Raw genomic sequence first — 23,248 nt, 5'->3', positions numbered from 1 at the left:
TATTTAAGGATATATCCTTTTTAATATACCGTTCTTACCTTCATAGTAAGCCATATTATTTGCTGTAGCTGTTTCTTTTGCTGCAATACTAGAGGCTTCTGCTAGAGATTTTCCTTGATTAACTAACTCAAAAACACGTGTATCATGAGCCGTTGCAGAAATATTCTCTTTAGTAGCTGTTGTTGTCATCATAAGGAATTGTTTATCGCCACTTTGTACCATATCAATATATTGTTTATTGGAAATAGTGGTTGCTATATCTCCTCCACTAAAAGAGATATCCGTAAATCCCCCTTCGGATATATCATAAGGATGAGTATGGAAAACACCTACCATTTCCTTTCCTTTCGGAATATTAAAATCTGGTGTAAAAGAGCCACTCGTTCCTCCAGCTGTGTTTATGATAGAGTATTTCCCTGTAGTAGTATCTTTAACAAACGTACCACCAAACTCCTGACTTTTGCCATTAGGAAAACTATTTCCCCAGAGTTGATCAAAAGTTCCTTGCATGCTAGATAAATTAACTTCTTTGGGAGTATTGGTTACAGTTGTAGGCATTGTTTCTGGTAATATGCCTTGTACTGGGGGAGTTACGCCATTAACTGCGTTATTCTTATTTTTCTCTGATGTAATATTCAATGAGCTTACACCACTCTCATTTAATTGATTTTGATGGGTAACGGCATCTTGTTTATCTTGTTCTACAGAACTACCTTCCTGACTACCACCGCCACCACCAAAATAACTTTCAACTTCCTGATTAATTGTACCAGAAGCAGTTCCTGGTACAGTTGCAACACCTTTACGTGAGCCTTTTGATCCAATGTTAAGATCTAGCAGTCCTGTATTAGTATTAATTTGTCCTGCTGTTTCACCAAAGATATTAAAAGTCTTACAACTGATGTTAAGTGAACCGTCAGCATGTAAATCAATAGCTGTTTCACCACACACTAAACGAAGCATTTCACCCGCCTCCATTTCATAGGTGGTAGTAACTTTATCTTTTTTATTAGCACCTACTTTAAGTTCATCAGTTTTACGAACAACACGAGTACGATTATTACCAATAGTAACGTTTTCATCGTTACCTATATTTTTTGAACGATTCACCCCAACTTTAAGAGTTTCATTATTTTCTACTACAATATTTTGGTCTTTTTGAGCATGAATATAAATTTGCTCCTCACCCTTTTTATCCTCAAAAGTGAGCTCATTTGAACCGCCACCACCAGGCGAACTATTAGTTTTAAAACCTGTTTTGGTTTTATTATCAGGCATACCCTCAGCTTGGGTATTAATACCATTATTAACACAACCTGTTATCATTGGCTGATCAGGGTCACCTTCTAAAAAGGTAATCACTGCTTCCATACCTATTCTTGGGATAGTAAATGTCCCATAACCTTTATGTGCCCAATTACTACCTACTCGTACCCAACAGCTAGAGTTTTCATCAAACTGCCCTTCACGATCCCAAAAAAACTGGACTTTAACACTACCATACTCATTACAATAGATTTCCTCACCAGCAGGACCAACCACTTTTGCTGTTTGACTTCCATAAATTCTGGTTCTTGGATGTTGTAATGCAGGTCGCCAAATAACGTCTTTAGGTGTTGCTGTAAAGGTATTACGATAACCTTGGTGAAACTCCCCCTCAGGAAATGCTAAATCATTATTTGATGAAAATTTGTTTTTGAGCCTAGCATTATTTTCCCCACCTAATGCTTCAACGACTTGTGGTTGTTTTCCTTGATGGATAATCGTATTAAGTAACCAAGGGTCTTTTGCATCAATGCTTGGATGTTCATCTATAGATAAATAATAACCTGTATGTAGGGTAGGTACATCACTATAACCTTCAGCTAATACATGAGTTGTTCTTAAACGTTCTACCGCTATCTGAGCCAGTTGTTTACCTCGTGCATTATCCATAAAACGTCCAGGATAATCATAAAACTCTATATCAGGTTCAATGGCACCATTTGCCTTGGCACTTTGCGTTCCCTCTGCTTGACCTTCAGGTATTTTGGTATTCGTAAAGTTGTAATCCCGCCATGTAGTACGTTTAGTTTTACTGGTAAGATTAACATCAAAGGCTTTAATTACAGAATCGTCTGCAACAAAACCAGTACCTGATGCATAACGAACAGCCTGAGCTAGTGAAGGAAAAATAGGATTACTATCACCAAATACCATTAAATGATTATCTGCTGTATGTTTAAAGTGATAATGAATTCCCTCTTCTTCACAAAGGCGTTGGATAAAATAGGCATCTGTTTCATCATACTGTACACAATAATCTCGTTTTGGATAGGTTTCTTTTAAATGAAATTCATGTTGTGAACCTTCCATAATTCCATATTCACTAAGAACTTGTGTAATAATTTGAGGAACTGTTTTATGCTGAAAAATCCGTTGATTTGTTCGTTTTTCAAGATGTGCAAAACGTGGTGCTAAAATAACGCTATATTCTGCATAATCATTACCTACAGCACCGCGTCTAACAGACATAATAACGCCATGTACACCGTTTTTTCCATCAGGCGTAAAAGCAAGATAGGCTGGCTTACTTAATAACTGGGTAATATCATAACGAATATGTTTATTAACCAGATTGATTTCAAAGGTATAGGGTTGGCTAATTGATTCCTTTCCTTCAAAACTTAAGATTTGTAACCCTGTATTTTCTAAACCAGCAACTGACAGATTGAAGTGGGTTTCATTAGCAAGATTAAACATAAACATACCTTTAAAATTATCCTTAAATTACTCTCGAATGATAGTACCTTAGTCTTAAAAACACGTATTAGACCTAAGTCTAATATGAGGAAAAGAATACTATGACATTAAGAGCCACTATCCTATTAATTTTTAATGAGTTTTATAAGTTTAACTAGCTAAAAAAAAGTTAAAGTGATTTGTGATAAAAGTCTCAAAATAAACATTTATAATATTTAAAATAAAAACTGTTTACTTATAACTTAAACTGGATAAACAAGATAATAAAATAAGTAATCAGAAAAGATTAAAACTAATTAACTAAAAACTATTTATCTAATTCCTTATTTATGAGAAATTTTATAACTCTAACTTCAATTATATTCAATCTCTTAAAAAGGTTAGTTAGCTAATAGATATACATCAAAGATACAGAGACGTATAGGATCTATAGTTACCCTAAATTTTGCAAGGATTAATTTGATAACTGTAAGCTTGCTTCAATCTATCCGATGTCTATTAGATATATAACATATCAGCATCACAATGAGTTACGCACTTAATAAACCTAAAAAAATCACAGCATCAAAATACCATTCTTATACACAGGTTAATCATTAGGTTGATAAGCCATTCATGTCATTAATTATTAATCTTCACAAAACTAATGTAGGTAACTAAAAAACCCTCTATTTAGTTACTATCTTAATAGCAGTTAATAGTTTGTATTAAATACTGTTTGTTTAGTAGTATTAAAATACCTTTTTACAATGCAGTACCTTTTTTTGGTATAAATAAAGAAGACATATCAGCGCCTTCTAATTCCAATAATTTTATTTTTGTAGCAATCCCTCCAGCATAGCCTGTTAAGCTACCATTTGCTCCCACTACTCGGTGGCAAGGGATTATAATAGAAATAGGATTATGCCCAACTGCACCACCAACTGCCTGACTAGACATACTTTGTTTATTCATTTTCACAGCCATTTTTTTGGCAATATCACCATAGGTAATAACTTTACCGTAGGGTATTTCAGTCAAAATATTCCATATTTGTTGGCGAAACTCTCCACCAATAGGTGCTAATGGTAATTCAGAAATGGCAGGTTGCTTGCCAGCAAAATATTTTTCTAACCAATTTTTGGTTGCCTTAAAAACAGGTATGTTATCCTTTTCTACCATGGCCTCAAGTATAGTATCACCATGATACTTTTGCCCTGCTATCCACAAACCAAGCAGACTTTCGCCATCACATGCTAAAGTAAGTAAACCGACAGGTGATAAATAAGTTGTTGAGTAATACATTTTTAGCCCTCCTCTCATTATTTGCAATTTACAGAGAGTTCCAAAGATTTATTGTTGCGTAACTGCGCCAAGGTCGCCATGCTTCTGCCATAGAAAGAAGTTGCTTTGATGTATAGGGTTCAAGTGCTTTTTTTACACCCACATCTGTTTCCAGAAAAGCATCAGTCCATGCCATTGTACGCATAGCAATATACTGCGCTGTCCAACTACCAATACCACGAATTGCCATTAGTTTTTTTATTTCTACTTCTGGTTGCGCACAAAAGCCAAAATCAATTTTTCCGTATACTAATGCCTGTGCTAATTCAAAAATAGTCCTTACACGGCTTGCAATAATACCTAATGGCCCAAAGTGATTTTCAATAAGGCCATCCAGAGCAAGTATATTTTCAGGTGATGGAAAAACATGAGTCAACCCCTCTACTCCTGTTTGCAAGGGTGTACCATAATGCTCAACCAACCTAGCTGCTAATGTACTTGATGCTTTTACCGTAATTTGTTGTCCTAATACTGCTCGTACTGCCATTTCAAACGCATTAAAACAACCAGGTAAACGAATTCCCAAAACACAAAGCCCAGCTCGAATATTATTCATTGGTGCGAGGGTTTCATATACTGCATAGGGATCACAATACAAATCAAATAAATGACGCACTCTTGCTAATACTTGTGATAATACTGGTAATAGGGTCTCGCTTATGGTAACAGTCAAAACATCTTGTTTTGGCTTATGCCCTACCCGTACCCAACCATAGATATGTTGTTGATCTGCATTGACTAAATGGACAGTACGCAGATATTGCCCATCCTTTACTATCTCTACACCTTTAATTGCACGTTGCGCTAGAAAGTTTAATATCTGTTGCCACTGATAAGGAGGACGATAGCCTAAAGCCAACGTTATATTGCTGTCATGCTTTTTTCTTTCTGAAATTCGTTTGCGTAAAACCGTAGGTGCAAGGTTATAGTGTTTTTTAAAAAGGTCATTAAATCTTCGTAAGCTACCAAAGCCTGCTACCATTGCAACATTTAGTACAGATAAATTGGTATCAGTAAGAAGATTTTTGGCAGAGAGTAATCGACATGTTTGAAGATATTGTACTGGTGACACATTATATTCGGCCATAAATACTCGTCGTAAATGCCGATCTGTGCAGCCAAGACGTATAGCAAGCTCATCTAATCGTTGGCCACTTCCACAATTCTCCTCCAACATTCTTGCAGCTCGATGAGCCAAGGTAACAGTAGCATCAGTGATTGACATACCTGGTGCAAGCTCTGGTCGACATAAAAGGCACGGCCGATACCCCGCCTGCTCGGCTTCCGCTGCGGTTGCATAAAAAGTACAATTTTCAATTTTCGGTTGCTTTGCTCTACAGACTGGACGGCAGTATATTCCAGTGGACGATATAGCTACAAAAAAACGTCCATCAAAACGTGCATCTTTCGCTTTAAATGCTGTATATAAACCAGTTTTATCAGTAATCAGCATGGCTACTGCCCTTTATTTAAACTTGACCTAATTATGTCATATATTTAAAAAAATTCTGGCTATTTTCGGACATCATATTGTAAGAGTATTAGCTATTATTTAAATATAAGCTAATAAACCAAGACAGGTTTAATTACTCATAGACATTACATTAGTGTAATGTAATGAATAATAAGCTCACTTTTGCTACAGTACTGATATAATAAGCGTTCGCTCATTTTTAAAGCCACCTATTTAAAGTACCAATCCTATTACTTATGAATAAAACAAAGCAACAACAGCTTATTCGCTGGCTAAAACAACAAAATGGCATAGCAAAGAACTGGCTACGGCTATCAATGCTGCTTGGTACGATTAATGGCCTTGTTATTATTTTTCAGGCTTGGCTGTTGGCTACTATTCTACATAGCCTTATTGTAGAACAGGTTAATAAAGAATCACTCTCCCTTTACTTTTTGGGGCTGATTGCTACTACTGTAATACGAACAGTTCTAGCGTGGGCAAGAGAGAAAGTAGGCTTTTTATGTGGTGCAGCAGTTCGTAAAACTATTCGTAAAACAGTGTTAGATAAGTTGGAGGCATTAGGCCCTGTCTGGATTCAGAATAAACCTGCTGGTAGTTGGGCAAGCATGATCCTTGAACAAATCGAGGAAATGCAAGATTTTTACTCCCGTTATTTACCACAGGTAGCGTTAGCTGCCATTATCCCTATTTTTATATTAATTGCTGTTTATCCTACTAACTGGGCGGCTGGCCTTATTCTTACATTTACAGCCCCGCTAATCCCTTTATTTATGGCATTAGTAGGTATGGGTGCAGCAGAAGCAAACCAACGTAATTTTGCGGTATTGGCTAGATTAAGTGGTACTTTTCTTGATCGTTTAAAAGGGCTTAATACACTGCGTTTGTTCTTTCAAGGTAATAATGAAATCAAACAGCTCGAAGAATCTTCAGAAGATTTCAGACAACGAACCATGACTGTATTAAAACAAGCCTTTCTCTCTTCAGCAGTATTAGAATTTTTTGCCTCAGTATCAATCGCCATAGTGGCTGTGTATTTTGGTTTCTCCTATTTGGGTGATCTTAATTTTGGACACTATGGTTTAGGGGTTACCTTATTTGCTGGTTTTTTTGCCTTAATACTAGCCCCCGAATTTTTTCAGCCATTACGAGATTTAGGTACTTTCTACCATGCCAAAGCACAGGCAATAGGTGCAGCTGAATCATTAGTAACCTTTTTAGCACATGAAAATAATAATCCCTTAGTGGGCGATAAATTAATTGATAATCCAGATGAGATTATCATTACCGCTAATGAGTTATTTATTCTATCGCCACAGGGTCAGCAATTAGCAGGCCCTTTATCTTTTACCATCAACAGTAAACAAAAAATTGCTATCGTTGGGCATAGTGGTGCAGGTAAAAGTTCGCTATTTAATCTATTACTAGGATTTCTACCCTACCAAGGTTCGTTAACTGTTAATGGTGTTGAGCTTAATCAGCTTGATATTGAGAACTGGCGCAAACAACTCAGTTGGGTGGGACAAAACCCCTATTTACCCGAAACAACGATTAAACAAAATATCTTACTTTCTAACCCAAACGCTTCTGAACAGCAATTAACTACCGCCATTAAAAAAGCTTATATTGATGAATTTTTAGAGCGTCTGCCTAATGGTATAGAAACCTCAGTGGGTGAATATGCCACTCAACTTTCCGTAGGACAGGCACAACGCCTTGCTGTTGCTAGAGCCTTATTAATGCCTTGTCAGCTATTGTTATTAGATGAACCCACCGCTAGTTTAGATGCTAATAGTGAAATGTTAGTGATGCAATCATTAACAGAAGCCGCTCAACATCAAGCAACGCTTATGATTACCCACCAGTTAAAAGATACAGCTAACTATGACACTATCTGGGTGATGGATAAGGGTATGATTATACAAACAGGTAACTATCAAGAACTCTGTAGTGTTGAGGGTGCCTTTGCTCAATTATTAGCTAGCCAAAGAGAGGAGATTTAAACAATGCGTGATTTATATCCTTTCTTAAAACTTTATCGTCAATATTGGCGAAAAATCGCATTAGGTATTTTGCTGGCTATTCTCACCTTACTTGCCAGTATTTGCTTATTAAGCATATCGGGTTGGTTCTTAGCTTCAACCGCTTTAGCAGGCATTATGGGCGTTACCTTCAACTATTTACTACCTTCAGCAGGTGTCCGTGGTTCTGCGGTTCTGCGTACCGTTTTTCGTTATGGTGAGCGCTTAGTTAGCCACGATACCACTTTTAGAATTTTAGCTAAGCTACGTGTTTTTACCTTTAGAAAATTACTACCACTAACCCCTAGTGCTATCTCTCGTTTTAAACAAGCCGAATTATTAAATCGCTTAGTGGCTGATATCGATACCCTAGACCATCTTTATCTACGCCTCATCTCACCAATAGTCAGCGCCATTATGGTGATTTTTATCATCACTACTGGTTTATTATTTATTGATGCTAATCTAGCTTTAACCTTAGGCCTTATACTCACTGTATTAGTGTTAATCACCCCTCTTATCTTTTATTATGCAGGCAATCCTATTGGCATTAGCCTAACCCAATTAAAAGGCCAATATCGAACAGAGCTTACTGCTTGGTTACAGGGGCAAGCTGAACTCGCTATTTTTAATGCACTAGCACGTTTTCGTTCACAACTAAATAATACTGAAATAAAGTGGTTAAACACTCAGAAAAAACAAGCTTCATTAACGGGCTTATCCCAATCCTTTATTATTCTAGCTGCTGGCCTAACTACTGTTCTTATACTCTGGTTAGCGGCTAATGGTGTTGGAGCTAACCATACCTTAAACCCTCTGATTGCCCTATTTACCTTTGCTTCACTAGCAGCTTTTGAAACCCTTGCGCCTGTTGCAACTGCTTTCTTACATTTAAGCCAAGTTACCTCATCTGCTAAACGAGTCAATGAATTACTATCGCAACAAGCCGATGTTACCTTTACCCAAGCAAAAGCAGATTATCTACCTCAAGCCAGTCTACAACTAAACAAAGTCTCTTTTAGCTACCCTGACCAACCACAAAATGTATTAACCAATATCAATCTACAACTGCAAACAGGCCAGCATATTGCGCTATTAGGTAAAACAGGCTGTGGTAAATCAACATTACTACAGCTACTAACCCGCGCTTGGGATCCTCAACAAGGGCAGATTACCCTTAACCAAATAGCACTGGCTGACTACGATGAACAAACCTTAAGACAAATGATCTCAGTGGTGACACAACGCGTGCATATTTTTAGCGCCACATTACGACACAACCTTTTAATTGCTAATGCAGATACTACAGAGCAACAACTGATAGAGGTTTTAAATCAGGTTGGGCTTAGTAAGCTACTTGAAAATGATGGCCTTAACCAATGGTTAGGTGAAGGTGGTAGGCAACTTTCAGGGGGTGAGCAAACCCGTATAGGTATTGCTAGAGCCTTACTCCATCAAGCTCCACTTATCTTATTAGATGAACCAACCAATGGCTTAGACACTGAAACAGAACAGCAAATATTACGCATCTTAAAACAACATGCTCAACATAAAACCTTAATTATGGTGACACACCGTTTAACCAACTTAAACGAAATGGATATGATTGTGGTGATGGATGCTGGCAACATTATCGAACAAGGTAATCATCACGCACTGCTAGAACAAAAAGGTCGCTACTGGCAGTTTGTTAACAGTGCTGCTCAATAGTTACCTATACCATAAAACCATTGATTGCATTTATTCAATGGTTTGTAATTTACAAATTAAAAGATGTTTAATTTACCGTTTAAACCTTATTTAACAATTGAAGTTAAATAATTAGTTAATACTGGCATATGATCAAAAATAAAAAAGTGATTACCTTGCATTTCAATAAAATTAATAGGTTGTTTATTTTCCTGTTGCCACGCGTAAACAGACTCTTTAGTCATATCCTCCTGATCACCATAGATAACTGTCATAGGTACGTCTAAACTATATTGAGCTATTGTGTAGTTATAATTTTCTACTAACTTAAAATCATTTTTAATAATCGGCTCAAAATAATCTTTTAATTCTTGATACTCTAAAAACTCATCAGGAATTCCTCCCATGTTTTTTAAAGAATCCCAAAACTCTGTGGAAGGCAAATGATGAATGAACTTACTTCTTCTAAAACAAGGCGCATTTCGTCCTGAAACAATAAGATGTGTAGGATGTGGCAGATTCTCTTGTTTAATCTTATTAGCCAGAAGATAAGCTAATAATGCTCCCATACTATGACCATAAAATATATATTGTCTATCTAACTCTAAAGGTTTAATCACCTTCATAAAAAGATAATCTACTAATGTATTTATATCATCTATTAATGGTGTATTTGATAAAGCTTCCCTGCCAGGTAATTCAGGTGTTACTACTTCATAAACTGTTTGCAATGGTTCTAACATCTCTCTATAAGATAATGAATTACCTCCTGCAAAAGGGAATAAAATAAGTAATGGCTTCTTGTTATTCATGCTATTTTCCTCATTGACTACTAAACAGTTACTGTTAGTAGTTATCCTTTTTCCATATAGTTTAAATAATCTGCACTGTTGTAATATTTATCATCATGGGTAATAGTGAAAAGTAAACTCTTCTTTTTTTAATAATGGCTGAGTTTTTATATAAAACTTCCCACAAAAAGCTGAATTTAGATAAGCACTCCACTCATCTACTATTAGGGCTAACTGTTTATAGAGACTTATAGATAATATTGTGATAAAAAAATGACCTTTCTCTAAAGTTAGTTTTTTATCAAAAACAATTTCACTACTAATAGTGTTGTCATTATGGTGAACAATTAATTGGTAAGGTTTTAATTTTATTTTCACATTGTCTAAAGCAGATACAGCTGATATTTCTAACATAACTCAGTAATCTCTTATTAAGCTAATTCCTTGTCAAATAAATATCAACTTCAAACTAACTAACAATTACTGCAAGTTATAATAATATTTATAAAATTCTGACTCAATATAAGTAAAAAATAATGCTATTTACATTACAAAAAGAAGTCCGAAATCGGCATGATTTAAAACGAAATTTATGTTCTTTAATTAATTAATTTAATCCAATCGCTATCCATTAGACAACAGAGACCAAAGTCTAATATATTAATTTTATTAACATTACCATGAATAGCAGTCATATAATTCAACACTTTTATAATTTGCTAATGCATACTTAAAATTCTTATAAATATTAAAATATCTATGTTCCACTAAAAGGTTTCTCAAAGAACTCCAATTAATTTATCCAGATTCTTAAATATTTTATTTTGGAAGTTTGTACATTTTTCTAAAAAAGTAATCAAGTAATCTTGGAATATTGCCCAATGTTATTCTCTTTAGTAAGGATTACACTTCTATATGATCTGTGAATCTAGTTAATAATGTTTTGTATTAATTAGATAATTTTCTGATTTATTACTTAGTTAAAACAGAAATCTGAATGTTATCAATGGAAGTAATCATGAAAAAGACTAAAATCGTATGTACATTAGGCCCAGCAACCGATACAGCAGAGATTTTAGAACAGTTATTGATTAATGGGATGAATGTAGCTCGATTTAATTTTTCTCATGGCAGTCATCAAGATCATCGAGCAAGGATAAGTGCTATTAGAGCTGCTTCTAAACGAGTGAACATTCCAATAGCTATTATGTTAGATACCAAAGGGCCAGAAATGCGCTTAGGTTGCTTTAAAAATGGCAAAGCAAACCTAAAAAAAGGTCAATCATTTACCTTAACAACAGCAGAGCTTGTAGGTGATGAAACAATAGCCTCTATCACTCATCACAACTTACCTCAAGAAGTACAAGTAGGTAATAAGATTTTATTAGCAGATGGTTTGATTGAGCTGACTGTACAATCTATTGAAGATAATCAGATAGTAACAATCGTTGAAAATAGTGGCAATATTAGTGATAGAAAACGTGTTGCCGCACCTGGTGTTAGTTTAGGATTACCACCTGTTTCAGAAAAGGATATCCAAGATATTCTATTGGGCATTGAGGAAGATATAGATTTTATTGCAGCCTCTTTTGTACAACGTGCCTCTGATGTACAAGTAATTAGAGAAATATTAGACGAACATAACTCAAGTATCCAAATTATCTCTAAAATTGAAAATGCCGAAGGCGTTAAAAATATGGCAGAAATTTTAGAAGTATCGGATGGCCTTATGGTCGCCCGTGGTGATTTGGGGGTTGAAATACCAGCCGAAGAAGTACCACTTATTCAAAAAGCGATGATTAAATTATGTAATAAGTTAGGCAAGCCCATTATTACCGCAACCCAAATGCTCGAAAGCATGATGGTTAATCCAAGACCAACCCGAGCAGAAGCGAGTGATGTTGCCAACGCTATTTTAGATGGTACAGATGCTATTATGTTAAGTGGCGAAACTGCTTCTGGACAATATCCTGTAGAAGCGGTTAAGACTATGGTATCCATAGCTAAACGCACTGAACAAGCCATTGATTGTGAAACGGAGCTAGTTCGCTCAGGGTTTAAACGAACCAACACAACGGACGCTATCAGTCATGCATCGGTACAAATTGCTGTCGAGCTAAATATTAAAGGCATTATTACCGCAACCGAAAGTGGTTTTACCGCACAGATGGTATCCAGATACAGACCCCAACCTTTTATTTTTGCAGTAACACCCCATGAAAAAACCATTAGACGTTTACAGCTCATTTGGGGAGTTATTGCTGTTCAAGGAAAACCCAGTGACAATACTGACACAATGACCAAAGAAGCAATTCAACGTTGTTTAGACGCTGGTTATATTCAAACCGGTGATCTTGTGGAAGTAACTGCAGGAATCCCCATTGGTACGAGAGGAAGTACCAATATGATTCAAGTACATGTTGCTGGAACCAGTTTAGGTAGCTAACACAATGACTAGTTACCTCTTTTTATCTACTAAGCTATATGGAGTAATAAGCTTTAAGCTTATTTTACCCATTAAAAAGCCTCACATCTTATTAAAAAATCACTCACTGCTCAAAAAGCACCTAACGAGTGATTGCCGTTTTGTTGCGGCTATACCAAGCCAACAAAACTATCGTTTTTTTTCCAACATCCTAAGGAAATAAATATGAGCAATTTAACTGATAAACAAACAGTTGCATGGAAAGGTTTTAAAGGCACTCACTGGCAAAATGAAGTGAATGTACGCGATTTTATTCAAGCCAACTATACGCCCTATGAGGGTGACGAAGCTTTTCTAACAGAAGCGACTGAAGCAACAACTAAGTTATGGAATGAAGTTTTGGAGGGTATTAAGGTTGAAAATACAACTAAAGCACCACTCGATTTTGATACGGACATTATTTCTACTATCACATCCCATGACGCTGGCTACATCAGCCAATCTTTAGAAACTATTGTCGGCTTACAAACTGATAAACCACTAAAACGGGCAATTATTCCCTTTGGTGGTATTCGGATGATTGAGAGCTCTTGCCAAGCCTATAATCGTACACTAGACCCTACTGTAGCAGAAATCTTTACTAAATACCGTAAAACGCATAACCAAGCGGTATTTGATGTATATACGCCTGAAATTGTAGCTTGCCGTAAATCGGGGATTATCACTGGTTTACCAGATGCCTATGGGCGTGGTCGTATTATTGGTGACTATCGTCGTGTAGCACTCTATGGCATTGATTTTTTAATGGCTGATAAGCGTAAACAATTTGATTCACTACAAGCTGATTTAGAAAAAGGTACAGACTTAGAAGCCACTATCCGTTTACGTGAAGAAATCACTGAACAACACAAAGCATTAAACCAAATAAAACAAATGGCAGCCAAATATGGCTATGATATTTCAATACCAGCCACTACTGCTCAAGAAGCTATTCAGTGGACTTATTTTGGTTACTTAGCAGCTGTTAAATCGCAAAATGGCGCAGCTATGTCGCTAGGCCGAGTATCAACTTTTCTCGATATTTATATTCAACGTGATTTGGATAATGGTGTAATCACAGAACAACAAGCACAAGAGTTTATCGACCATTTTGTGATGAAATTACGGATGGTTCGCTTTTTACGTACCCCAGAATATGATGAGCTATTTTCTGGTGATCCAATATGGGCAACTGAATCCATTGGTGGTATGGGACTAGATGGACGAACATTAGTCACTAAAAACTCATTCCGTTTCTTACATACCCTCTATAATATGGGTCCCTCTCCAGAGCCTAATATCACTATTTTATGGTCTGAAAAACTACCACAAAGCTTTAAAGAATACGCCAGTAAAGTATCCATAGATACCTCATCATTACAATATGAAAATGATGATTTAATGCGTCCCGACTTTAATAGTGATGACTATGCTATTGCTTGCTGTGTAAGCCCTATGGTAGTCGGTAAACAAATGCAATTCTTTGGTGCACGGGCTAACTTAGCCAAAACCTTACTATATGCAATTAATGGCGGTATTGATGAGAAATTAAAAATTCAAGTAGGCCCAAAAACAGCGCCAATGCTAGATGAAGTATTAGATTTTGATAAAGTAATGGCTGGTTTAGATTCATTTATGGATTGGCTCGCTAAACAATACGTCACTGCTTTAAACTGCATTCACTATATGCATGATAAGTACAGCTATGAAGCAGCCTTGATGGCATTACATGATCGCGATGTTGTTCGCACCATGGCTTGTGGTATTGCAGGGCTATCTGTAGCAGCCGACTCACTAGCTGCTATTAAATATGCCACCGTCAAACCCATTCGTGATAAAGATGGCATTGCTATCGATTTTAAAATTGAAGGTGACTACCCTCAATTTGGTAATAATGATGCGCGAGTTGATGATATTGCTTGTGATCTTGTGGAACGGTTTATGACTAAGATCAGTCAATTAAAAACCTATCGTAATGCAACCCCGACTCAGTCTGTACTTACTATTACTTCAAATGTTGTATATGGTAAAAAGACGGGTAATACACCTGATGGTCGCCCTGCTGGCGCACCCTTTGGCCCAGGCGCTAATCCTATGCATGGCCGCGATAAAAAGGGAGCGGTTGCCTCATTAACCTCTGTCGCTAAATTACCTTTTGCTTATGCTAAAGATGGCATTTCTTACACCTTTTCTATTGTTCCCAAAACACTGGGTAAAGATGATAGAACTCGCAAAACAAATCTTGCTGGAATGATGGATGGCTACTTCCATCATAGCAATGAGTTTGAGGGAGGTCAGCACCTCAATGTTAACGTGTTAGATCGTGAAATGTTATTAGACGCACAACAACACCCTGAAAAATACCCGAGCCTAACCATTCGTGTATCAGGCTATGCAGTGCGTTTTAACTCTTTAACCAAAGAGCAACAAAACGATGTAATCAGTCGCACTTTTACAGAAGCGATGTAATTTAACTACTACAGAAAAGACTCTAGCAAGAGTCTTTTCTTGTACAGGCAATATTAAAGATAATGACTACATCTTTAGCATCAGCAACAGGCAGCATCCATTCCATTGAATCTTTTGGTACTGTTGATGGTCCAGGAATACGTTTTATTGTATTTTTCCAAGGTTGCGTTATGCGTTGTCTGTATTGTCATAATCCCGATACATGGGATATAAAAGCAGGTCGTTTGATTACCATTGACGAACTGATGCAAGAAATTATTTCCTATAAACACTTCTTAATACCCAATGGTGGAGGTGTTACCGCCTCTGGCGGTGAAGCCATGCTACAAGCTGAATTTATAAGCCAATGGTTTAAAGCTTGTCATTCAGCAGGCATAAGCACCTGTTTAGATACCAACGGCTATGTAAAACGCTACACGCAACACATCATAGACTTGCTGCAAGAAACTGATCTGGTTATGTTAGATTTAAAACAAATCAATAATGACACGCATAAAAAACTAACGGGTATTTCTAATCAATATACCTTAAATTTTGCACGCTATTTACAGCAACAAAATAAACCTACTTGGATTCGTTATGTAGTTGTACCTGGTTGGACAGATGATGATAATTCAGCTCACCTATTGGGTCAGTTTACCCAATCTATGCAAAACATTGAAAAGATAGAACTATTGCCTTTTCATAAACTAGGCGAACATAAATGGCAAAATTTAGGATGGAAATACAAGTTAGAGAGTACGCAGCCTCCCTCTTCCGAAACCTTAAAACGTATTCAACATATCATTGCTAGTTATGGTCATAAGGTTACTTACTAGGTTTTATAATCAACTATACTTTTAAGCTAGAGATCGCCAAGCAACGACCTCTATTTATCTTTTAACTATAAACACAGTGGGATAATAAGTCATACTATCCCACTAAACCCTATAAAATTAATATCGCTCTAAAATCGTTAATATTAGTTCGACTAGGGCCTGTTTCCACTAAATCACCCAACTCACTAAAAAGACTATAAGCATCATTTTTAGCCAAATATTCTGCCCCAGAAAGCCCTAATTGAGCCGCTCGAGTTAAAGTATCAGGTGTTATAATAGCACCTGCATTATCCTCACTGCCATCAATGCCATCGGTATCACAAGCAATCGCATAAACATTATCTAAACCATTTAACTCAATAGCTAATGCTAATAAAAACTCAGTATTTCTACCACCACGACCACCTTCAGCAGCAATGGTCACTGTTGTTTCACCACCCGTTAATAATAAAGCGGGTTTGGCAACAGGAGTTTCATGTTGTTTAATTTGCCTAACAATTCCAGCGTGCATTGCCGCCACATGTCGTGCTTCTCCAGTAATACTATCACCTAAAAACAGCACATTAAGCCCCATCGCCTGCGCTGCTTGTTCAGTTGCTTTAAAAGCATCATAGGGCGTTACAATTAGGTGAGACTCCGTATTAGATAACGACTTAGGTGTTTCATCTTGTTCAGTAGCAGATGCTAAAAATTGAGCAACTGCTTCTGGTAACTGAATATTGTACTTTTTCAGAATACGTTTCACATCAGCAAAGGTAGATGGGTCTGCAACCGTTGCACCTGAACCAATTACAGATAAGTCATCACCCACCACATCAGAAATGGCAAAGGTAATTACTTTTGCTGGTGCCGCCACTTGTGCTAAATGACCACCTTTGATAGCTGATAAATGCTTACGTACTACATTCATTTCATCAATTGGCGCACCACAAGCTAACAACTGTTTAGTGATAAATTTCTTATCATCTAAAGTAATACCTTCACGTGGTAAGCTCATTAATGCAGAAGCACCACCTGAAGCTAAAAAAATCACTATATCATCTGCTGTAGCCGACTGGGCATATTCAAATAGCCTTTTAGCTGCTGCTTGCCCTTTACTATCAGGTACAGGATGTGATGCTTCAACAATTTTAATAAACTTAGTGTCTAAGCCATGCTCATAGCGGGTGATCACCATACCTTCTATAGGAAATGGATAAACCCTCTCTAACTCGGCAGCCATACTAGCAGCTGCCTTACCCGCACCTAACACAATGGTTTTGCCTTTTGGTGATGTTTTTGGCAATAGCTGCGCTATTTTACCTTCTGGCATTGCTGCCTGTAAGATAATCCTAAACAATTGATTTAGCATTTCTTTTGGCTGAGGCATTGAATATAACCCTCATAAAATAATAAATAAAAGACAACTGTCACCCTTACAAGGCAACGCTCATAACAAATTTTCTAATGTTACTGACTAAAAGGTTAATTCTCCTCCCTAATCTAATGCATAGTGATTAGGGAGGTATCATTAAAAAACTACTTTTTAATCTCAACTTTAGCAAGCTTCTCGTAAAAACGTGCAATGGCACTATGGTCAAGATCACCCATGCCATCAGTACGAAGTGCTTGCATTATTTCCATTACAGAAGCGGTTAATGGCAATGAAGTACCCACGCCATGAGATGTATCTAAGGCGTTTTGTAAATCTTTAATATGCAGATCAATACGGAAACCAGGTTTAAAGTTACGCTCAAGCACCATCGGCGCTTTAGCATCTAATACCGTACTACCTGCTAAACCACCGCGAATTGCTTGATAAACAAGCTCTGGCTCAACCCCTGCTTTAGTGGCTAAAGCAAATGCTTCTGACATAGCCGCGATATTGAGTGCTACAATCACTTGGTTAGCTAATTTAGTTACGTTACCAGCACCAATAGCGCCTGTGTAAACAACAGAACCTGCCATTGTTTTCATTAGATCATAATGTTTATCGAATAAAGCCTTATCACCGCCTACCATCACTGAAAGCGTACCATCAATTGCTTTAGGCTCACCACCACTAACGGGAGCATCAAGCATGGCAATACCTTTCTTAGCCAAGGCATCATGAATTGCTCGACTGGCTAAAGGAGCAATAGAACTCATATCTATTAACACTGTGCCTGCTTTGGCATGCTCAGCAATTCCTCCTTCACCCAATGCGACTTCTTGCACTTGAGGAGAATTAGGAAGCATGGTAATAATTACATCAGCTTGTTCTGCTACCTCTTTGTTGGATTGAGCTGCTTTGGCACCTGCTAATACAACTTCATCAATAGATGCTTGATTATGATCATAAACAACTAACGAATAACCTGCTTTTAACAAGTTTTTGCTCATTGGTTTACCCATAATACCTAAGCCAATAAAACCTACAATCATCATCTTCTCCTAAATAAACAAATTAAAAAACACTCAGTCATTATTTTAAAAACTTATCTGCCAATGCCTGAGTTGCACCACGGAACACCCCTAAATCACTACCTACGCCTACAAAAGTCGCTCCCATTTCAAGGTAGCGTCTAGCATCAGCCTCAACAGGTGCTAAAATACCTGCTGCTTTATTGTGCGCTTTTGCTACATCAAAAATATGTTGGATGACTTTTTGTACTTCTGGGTGATTAGGTTGCCCAAAATGATTTAATGCGGCTGATAGATCACTGGGGCCAACAAACAGTAAATCTACACCATCAACTGCTGCGATTTGCTCAACGTTCTGCACGCCTAACTGACTTTCAATTTGTACCATGACACAAATATTTTGATTAATCTTCTCAAAATAATCCGCCACCGTACCAAACTTATTACTTCGATGAGCAACTGATACCCCCCTTATACCTTCAGGTGGATAACGAGTTGCTTTAACCGCTTTAATAGCCTCTTCTTTGGTTTCTACCATAGGTACTAAGAAGTTATAAAAGCCGATATCAAGTAACCGTTTAATCAATACAACGTCATTACTAGCAGGACGCACTACAGGTGCACTCCTGCTATCTTTAAGAGTCATTAACTGTGGAATAAAGGTTAAGACATCATTACAAGCATGTTCACCATCTAACAATAACCAGTCAAAACCAGCTAAACCTAAGACTTCAGTTGTAATTGGACTGCCTAACGCCGCCCAACAACCAAATAATGTTTTTTTATTAATCACATCATGTTTTAACTGATTAAAACAGCTATTTTCTTTAGACATTTTCATTCTCTCAACAGCAATTAACGAACTAAGCAAGGACGTTTATTATCAAATGTCCAGTTAGGAATTAAATATTGCATGGCCATTGCATCATTACGATTACCAAGCCCCATACTCTTGAAAAGCTCATGAGCTTTCATCACTTGGTCCATATCAATTTCAATACCTAGCCCTGGTTTTTTAGGTACTTGCACCATACCTTTAACAATTTGTAATGGCTCTTTAGTAATACGCTGATTACCTTCTTGCCAAATCCAATGGGTATCAATTGCAGTAATATTACCCGGTGCCGCTGCTGCAGTATGAGTAAACATTGCTAAAGACACATCAAAATGATTATTGGAATGGGAACCCCATGTCAACCCAAACTCATGACACATTTGCGCAACCCGTACAGAACCGTTCATTGTCCAGAAATGTGGATCAGCCAATGGAATATCTACTGATTGTAGGGAAATGGTATGTCCCATTTGTCGCCAATCAGTGGCTATCATATTAGTAGCAGTTGGCAGACCTGTTGCACGGCGGAACTCTGCCATAATTTCACGGCCAGAATAACCTTGCTCAGCACCACAAGGATCTTCCGCATAGGCAAGCGTACCTTTTAAATATTTACCAATCTTAATGGCTTCATCTAATGACCAACCGCCATTAGGGTCTAAGGTTACGCGGGCATTAGGGAACCTTTTCTTAATGGCAATAATCGCCTCTGCTTCTTCTTCCCCTTTTAATACACCACCTTTCAATTTGAAGTCATTAAACCCGTATTTCTCATAAGTAGCTTCCGCTAAACGAGCAATAGACTCTGCTGTTAACGCTTCTTCATGGCGTAAACGATACCAGTCACAAGATTCATTCGGCTGACTTTGATAAGGTAAATCAGTTTTATTGCGATCACCCACATAGAATAGATAGCCAAGCATTTCTACTTCATCACGTTGCTGACCATCACCTAATAATGATGCTACGGTAACGCCTAAGAACTTACCTAATAAATCCAACATCGCTGCTTCAATGGCCGTTACCACATGTATCGTTGAACGTTGATCAAAGGTTTGATTACCACGGCCACCCTCATCACGATCAGCAAATTGCTTACGCACCACATTCATCACATTTTTATATTCACCAATGGGTTTACCCACCACTAATGGCTTAGCATCTTCTAACGTTTTGGTGACATTGCCAACACAAGGTACTTCACCCACTCCCACATTACCACTGTTATCTTTTAAGATAACTATATTACGGGTAAAAAATGGTGAGTGAGCACCACTTAAATTCAATAGCATACTGTCATAGCCAGCTATAGGGATTACTTGCATTTCTGTAATTACAGGTGTCTTATTCATAAAACAGCTCCTAATATTAATACTTGTTCTCTATACATTAGCCTTAATACCCAATACTGCTAGCGAACCATACAAGGCCGCTTCCGATCAAATGTCCAACCCTGATAATAAAACTGCATAGGTATGGCATCGTTACGCGCCCCTGTTGGCAGTTTTTTATGTAACTCGTGTGCTTTGGCGATTTTATCCATATCTAACTCAATGCCTAAACCCGGTTTATCATTGAGTTTAATTTTTCCATTAACAATCTTTAAGGGATCTTTAGTCAACGTCATATCACCCTCTTGCCAGATCCAATGGGTATCTAATGCCGTTGGATTACCCGGTGCAGAAGCACCTACATGGGTAAACATTGCCAATGAAATATCAAAGTGATTATTAGAATGACAACCCCATGTTAAGCCCCATTCATTACATAAGTGAGCCACTTTACTAGCGCCTGTTAATGTCCAGAAGTGAGGGTCAGCTAAGGGAATATCTACTGATTGCAACATGATGGAATGACACATTTCACGCCAATTAGTAGCAACCATATTAGTAGCAGTGGGTAGACCTGTTGCTCGTTTAAACTCAGCCATAATTTCCCTGCCTGAATACCCCTGCTCTGCACCACAAGGGTCTTCTGCATAGGTTAGAACATCCTGCATACCTTTACAAAGGCGGATAGCCTCTGCTAATGACCAACATCCATTAGGATCTAAAGTAATACGTGCCTCAGGGAAACGTTGCTTAAGTGCAATAATGGTTTCAATTTCCTTTTCCCCCTCAAGCACACCACCCTTTAATTTAAAATCTTTAAAACCATAAAGATCTGTAGCTGCTTCTGCTAGCTCAACAACTCGCTGTGTGCTCATTGCTTGTTGACGACGAATACGATACCAGTCATGGCTATTAGTAACAGGTGCTTGATAAGGCAAATCAGTAATTTTGTCATCACCTATATAAAATAAGTAACCTAGTACTGTTACTTCATCCCGTTGCTTACCAGGGCCTAGTAATTCAGCCACCGGCACATTTAAAAACTGCCCCATTAAATCAAGTAACGCCGCTTCTAAGGCAGCGACAGCATTAACACGCAACTCAAATGTCCAAGCACCACTGCCAAAGGTATCGTAATCAGCATCCAAATAGCCATTGTGCATATCATTAACGATACGGTTTAAAATAGAGATAGGTTTACCTTCTACATGAGCAACAGCCTCTGCTAACGCATTAAAAATCGTTTCTCCACCGGGTGCTTCTCCTGCGCCCACATGCCCTGCGTTATCTTTAAGGATTACAATATTGCGCGTAAAATAAGGTGAATGTGCACCACCTACATTCATTAGCATACTGTCATAGCCTGCTACAGGAATAACTTGCATTGAAGTGATCGTAGGAACTGTTTGTGTACTCATCATCTTTCTTCCCATTTATCAATTCTTTACGGGATCCTTTTTAAGCTCCATTCGCTTAATAGGGCCAACAATAAATAAGAAACTAAACGCTGCCATAAATGCATGGGCTGCCACGAATACTAAAGCCCACTCAAAACGACCTGTAGTATGAACGATATAACCAATAATAATAGGCGAAATAATACTAGAAGCATTACCAAACATATTAAATAAGCCGCCTGCTAAACCACTGATTTCTTTAGGTGCAGTATCAGCCATTACAGCCCAACCTAACGCTCCTACTCCTTTACCAAAGAAAGCTAATGACATAAACAAAATAACCATTGGAATAGAATCTACATAATTACAAAAGATCATGGTCATTGAAAACAACATGCCAAACACAATCGGTGTTTTACGGGCTATGGCTAAAGAGTTGGTTTTTCTCATTAAAAAATCTGAGAATATGCCACCTAAGATACCCCCACCAAAGCCACAGATTGCAGGTACAGCAGCTAAGAAACCTACTGACTTAATATCTAAGTTACGCTCTGTTGCTAAATAAATAGGAAACCAAGTAATAAAAAAATAGGTCAATACATTGATGCAATACTGACCTAAATAAACGCCTAACATCATTCTATTGGTAATCAATTGTTTAATATAACCAAGATTAGGACCTTCGTTCTTTTTCTCTTTTTTCTGGTCCATATCTACTAAACCACCACCTTCGGCGATATAGTCCACTTCTGCTTTATTAGCCCAAGGGTGATCTTTAGGATTATGCACTAAAATAATAGTGACAAAACTGATAAAAATACCAATTCCGCCCATAAAGAAGAACACTGATTGCCAACCATATTCATGAGTTAACCAACCCATAATAGGCGCAAAAATAACGGTCGCGAAATATTGTGCAGAGTTAAAAATAGATACGGCTGTAGCCCGCTCTTTAGCTGGGAACCATGCTGCAGTGATTCGACTATTCCCCGGAAATGATGGAGCCTCAGCTAAGCCCATTAAAAAGCGGAAAGTAAATAACATTATCAGTGCCCATGCACCAATAAAGAAATGAACAGTCCCTTGTAACAAAGTAAAAATAGACCAAAATAGAATACTACAAAAATAAACTCGTTTTGAACCGAATCTATCTAACAACCAACCACCAGGTAACTGACCAATAACATAGGCAATACTAAAAGAAGCGATAACCCATCCCATCGCAGCTGCGTCAAAGCCAAGCTCACCACTCAAACTCTTACCAGCAATACCTATAGTAGAACGATCCCCATAGTTAATAGCAGTTACAATAAATAAGAAAATAACCATCATCCAACGTACATTAGTACGTTTAGCACTTCGCGTTACTACATTTGTATTCTCAGCCATAATAGATACCACCATGATTTGAGCAGAAATTCTTTCCATCGATTTATAATTTAACGCTGAAATCAAATGTAACACCTGCTTTGCTTACAAAGCATTAGGCAAACGCCCAATATTTTTATAGTT

The 23,248-nt window shown here is 37.5% G+C and carries 16 protein-coding genes; 5 read left to right on the top strand and 11 right to left on the bottom strand.

Annotation, left to right across the window (positions count from 1 at the left end; all coding sequences use genetic code 11):
* Positions 1–3 precede the first annotated feature (3 nt).
* The 3 genes from tssI to MTZ49_RS08830 all read right to left on the bottom strand — a co-directional run bounded on the left by tssI (position 4) and on the right by MTZ49_RS08830 (position 5,518).
* On the bottom strand, positions 4–2,742 hold the full coding sequence (gene tssI, locus MTZ49_RS08840; RefSeq protein ID WP_264745190.1) for a type VI secretion system tip protein TssI/VgrG: 2,739 nt from the start codon (positions 2,740–2,742) through the stop codon (positions 4–6).
* Between the two features lie 744 nt (positions 2,743–3,486).
* Positions 3,487–4,026, bottom strand: a complete 540-nt coding sequence (locus tag MTZ49_RS08835) for a methylated-DNA--[protein]-cysteine S-methyltransferase (RefSeq protein ID WP_264745189.1) — start codon at positions 4,024–4,026, stop codon at positions 3,487–3,489.
* Between the two features lie 28 nt (positions 4,027–4,054).
* Positions 4,055–5,518, bottom strand: a complete 1,464-nt coding sequence (locus tag MTZ49_RS08830; protein WP_264745188.1) for a DNA-3-methyladenine glycosylase 2 family protein — start codon at positions 5,516–5,518, stop codon at positions 4,055–4,057.
* Between the two features lie 257 nt (positions 5,519–5,775).
* Here MTZ49_RS08830 and cydD point away from each other — a divergent pair, with 257 nt between their 5' ends.
* Positions 5,776–7,542, top strand: coding sequence for a heme ABC transporter permease/ATP-binding protein CydD (gene cydD / locus MTZ49_RS08825; RefSeq protein WP_264745187.1), 1,767 nt, complete (start codon positions 5,776–5,778; stop codon positions 7,540–7,542).
* Between the two features lie 3 nt (positions 7,543–7,545).
* Positions 7,546–9,270, top strand: a complete 1,725-nt coding sequence (gene cydC, locus MTZ49_RS08820; protein ID WP_264745186.1) for a heme ABC transporter ATP-binding protein/permease CydC — start codon at positions 7,546–7,548, stop codon at positions 9,268–9,270.
* A gap of 86 nt (positions 9,271–9,356) precedes the next feature.
* Here cydC and MTZ49_RS08815 read toward each other — a convergent pair whose 3' ends face one another.
* Together MTZ49_RS08815 and MTZ49_RS08810 are read right to left on the bottom strand one after the other, a co-directional pair.
* A complete protein-coding gene (locus tag MTZ49_RS08815) occupies positions 9,357–10,061 on the bottom strand; it encodes a thioesterase II family protein (protein ID WP_264745185.1) in 705 nt (234 codons plus the stop codon).
* Between the two features lie 93 nt (positions 10,062–10,154).
* The gene (locus MTZ49_RS08810) at positions 10,155–10,454 is read right to left on the bottom strand and encodes a hypothetical protein (protein ID WP_264745184.1); all 300 of its coding nucleotides are present in this window, start codon (positions 10,452–10,454) and stop codon (positions 10,155–10,157) included.
* A gap of 604 nt (positions 10,455–11,058) precedes the next feature.
* Between MTZ49_RS08810 and pyk the strand changes: the two genes are divergently transcribed.
* From pyk to pflA, 3 genes are all read left to right on the top strand, one after another.
* Complete coding sequence (gene pyk / locus MTZ49_RS08805) at positions 11,059–12,486, top strand: pyruvate kinase (RefSeq protein ID WP_264745183.1); 1,428 nt, start codon at positions 11,059–11,061, stop codon at positions 12,484–12,486.
* A gap of 204 nt (positions 12,487–12,690) precedes the next feature.
* Complete coding sequence (gene pflB / locus MTZ49_RS08800) at positions 12,691–14,973, top strand: formate C-acetyltransferase (protein ID WP_264745182.1); 2,283 nt, start codon at positions 12,691–12,693, stop codon at positions 14,971–14,973.
* Between the two features lie 62 nt (positions 14,974–15,035).
* Positions 15,036–15,791 (top strand): pyruvate formate lyase 1-activating protein, encoded by a 756-nt coding sequence (gene pflA / locus MTZ49_RS08795; RefSeq protein ID WP_264745181.1) that lies wholly within the window; start codon positions 15,036–15,038, stop codon positions 15,789–15,791.
* A 109-nt stretch (positions 15,792–15,900) separates the two neighbouring features.
* Here the strand turns inward: pflA and MTZ49_RS08790 are convergent, their stop codons facing one another.
* The 6 genes from MTZ49_RS08790 to MTZ49_RS08765 form a co-directional block, all read right to left on the bottom strand.
* Entirely contained in the window at positions 15,901–17,160 is a 1,260-nt protein-coding gene (locus MTZ49_RS08790; RefSeq protein WP_264745180.1) for a glycerate kinase, read from the bottom strand.
* Positions 17,161–17,309: 149 nt separating this feature from the next.
* Positions 17,310–18,197: a 2-hydroxy-3-oxopropionate reductase gene (gene garR / locus MTZ49_RS08785; protein ID WP_264745179.1), complete on the bottom strand. Its 888-nt coding sequence runs from the start codon at positions 18,195–18,197 to the stop codon at positions 17,310–17,312.
* A gap of 37 nt (positions 18,198–18,234) precedes the next feature.
* On the bottom strand, positions 18,235–19,008 hold the full coding sequence (gene garL, locus MTZ49_RS08780) for a 2-dehydro-3-deoxyglucarate aldolase (protein ID WP_264745178.1): 774 nt from the start codon (positions 19,006–19,008) through the stop codon (positions 18,235–18,237).
* A 20-nt stretch (positions 19,009–19,028) separates the two neighbouring features.
* Positions 19,029–20,360: a glucarate dehydratase gene (gene gudD, locus MTZ49_RS08775; RefSeq protein ID WP_264745177.1), complete on the bottom strand. Its 1,332-nt coding sequence runs from the start codon at positions 20,358–20,360 to the stop codon at positions 19,029–19,031.
* Between the two features lie 59 nt (positions 20,361–20,419).
* The gene (locus MTZ49_RS08770) at positions 20,420–21,760 is read right to left on the bottom strand and encodes an enolase C-terminal domain-like protein (protein ID WP_413774140.1); all 1,341 of its coding nucleotides are present in this window, start codon (positions 21,758–21,760) and stop codon (positions 20,420–20,422) included.
* A gap of 15 nt (positions 21,761–21,775) precedes the next feature.
* Complete coding sequence (locus tag MTZ49_RS08765; protein ID WP_264745176.1) at positions 21,776–23,125, bottom strand: MFS transporter; 1,350 nt, start codon at positions 23,123–23,125, stop codon at positions 21,776–21,778.
* Between the last annotated feature and the right edge of the window lie 123 nt (positions 23,126–23,248).

Origin of the sequence: Entomomonas sp. E2T0 (assembly GCF_025985425.1) — a bacterium.
GTDB lineage: Bacteria > Pseudomonadota > Gammaproteobacteria > Pseudomonadales > Pseudomonadaceae > Entomomonas.
The sequence above is the reverse complement of the archived record's forward strand: the minus strand, read 5'-3'. Positions and strand labels throughout refer to the sequence as shown.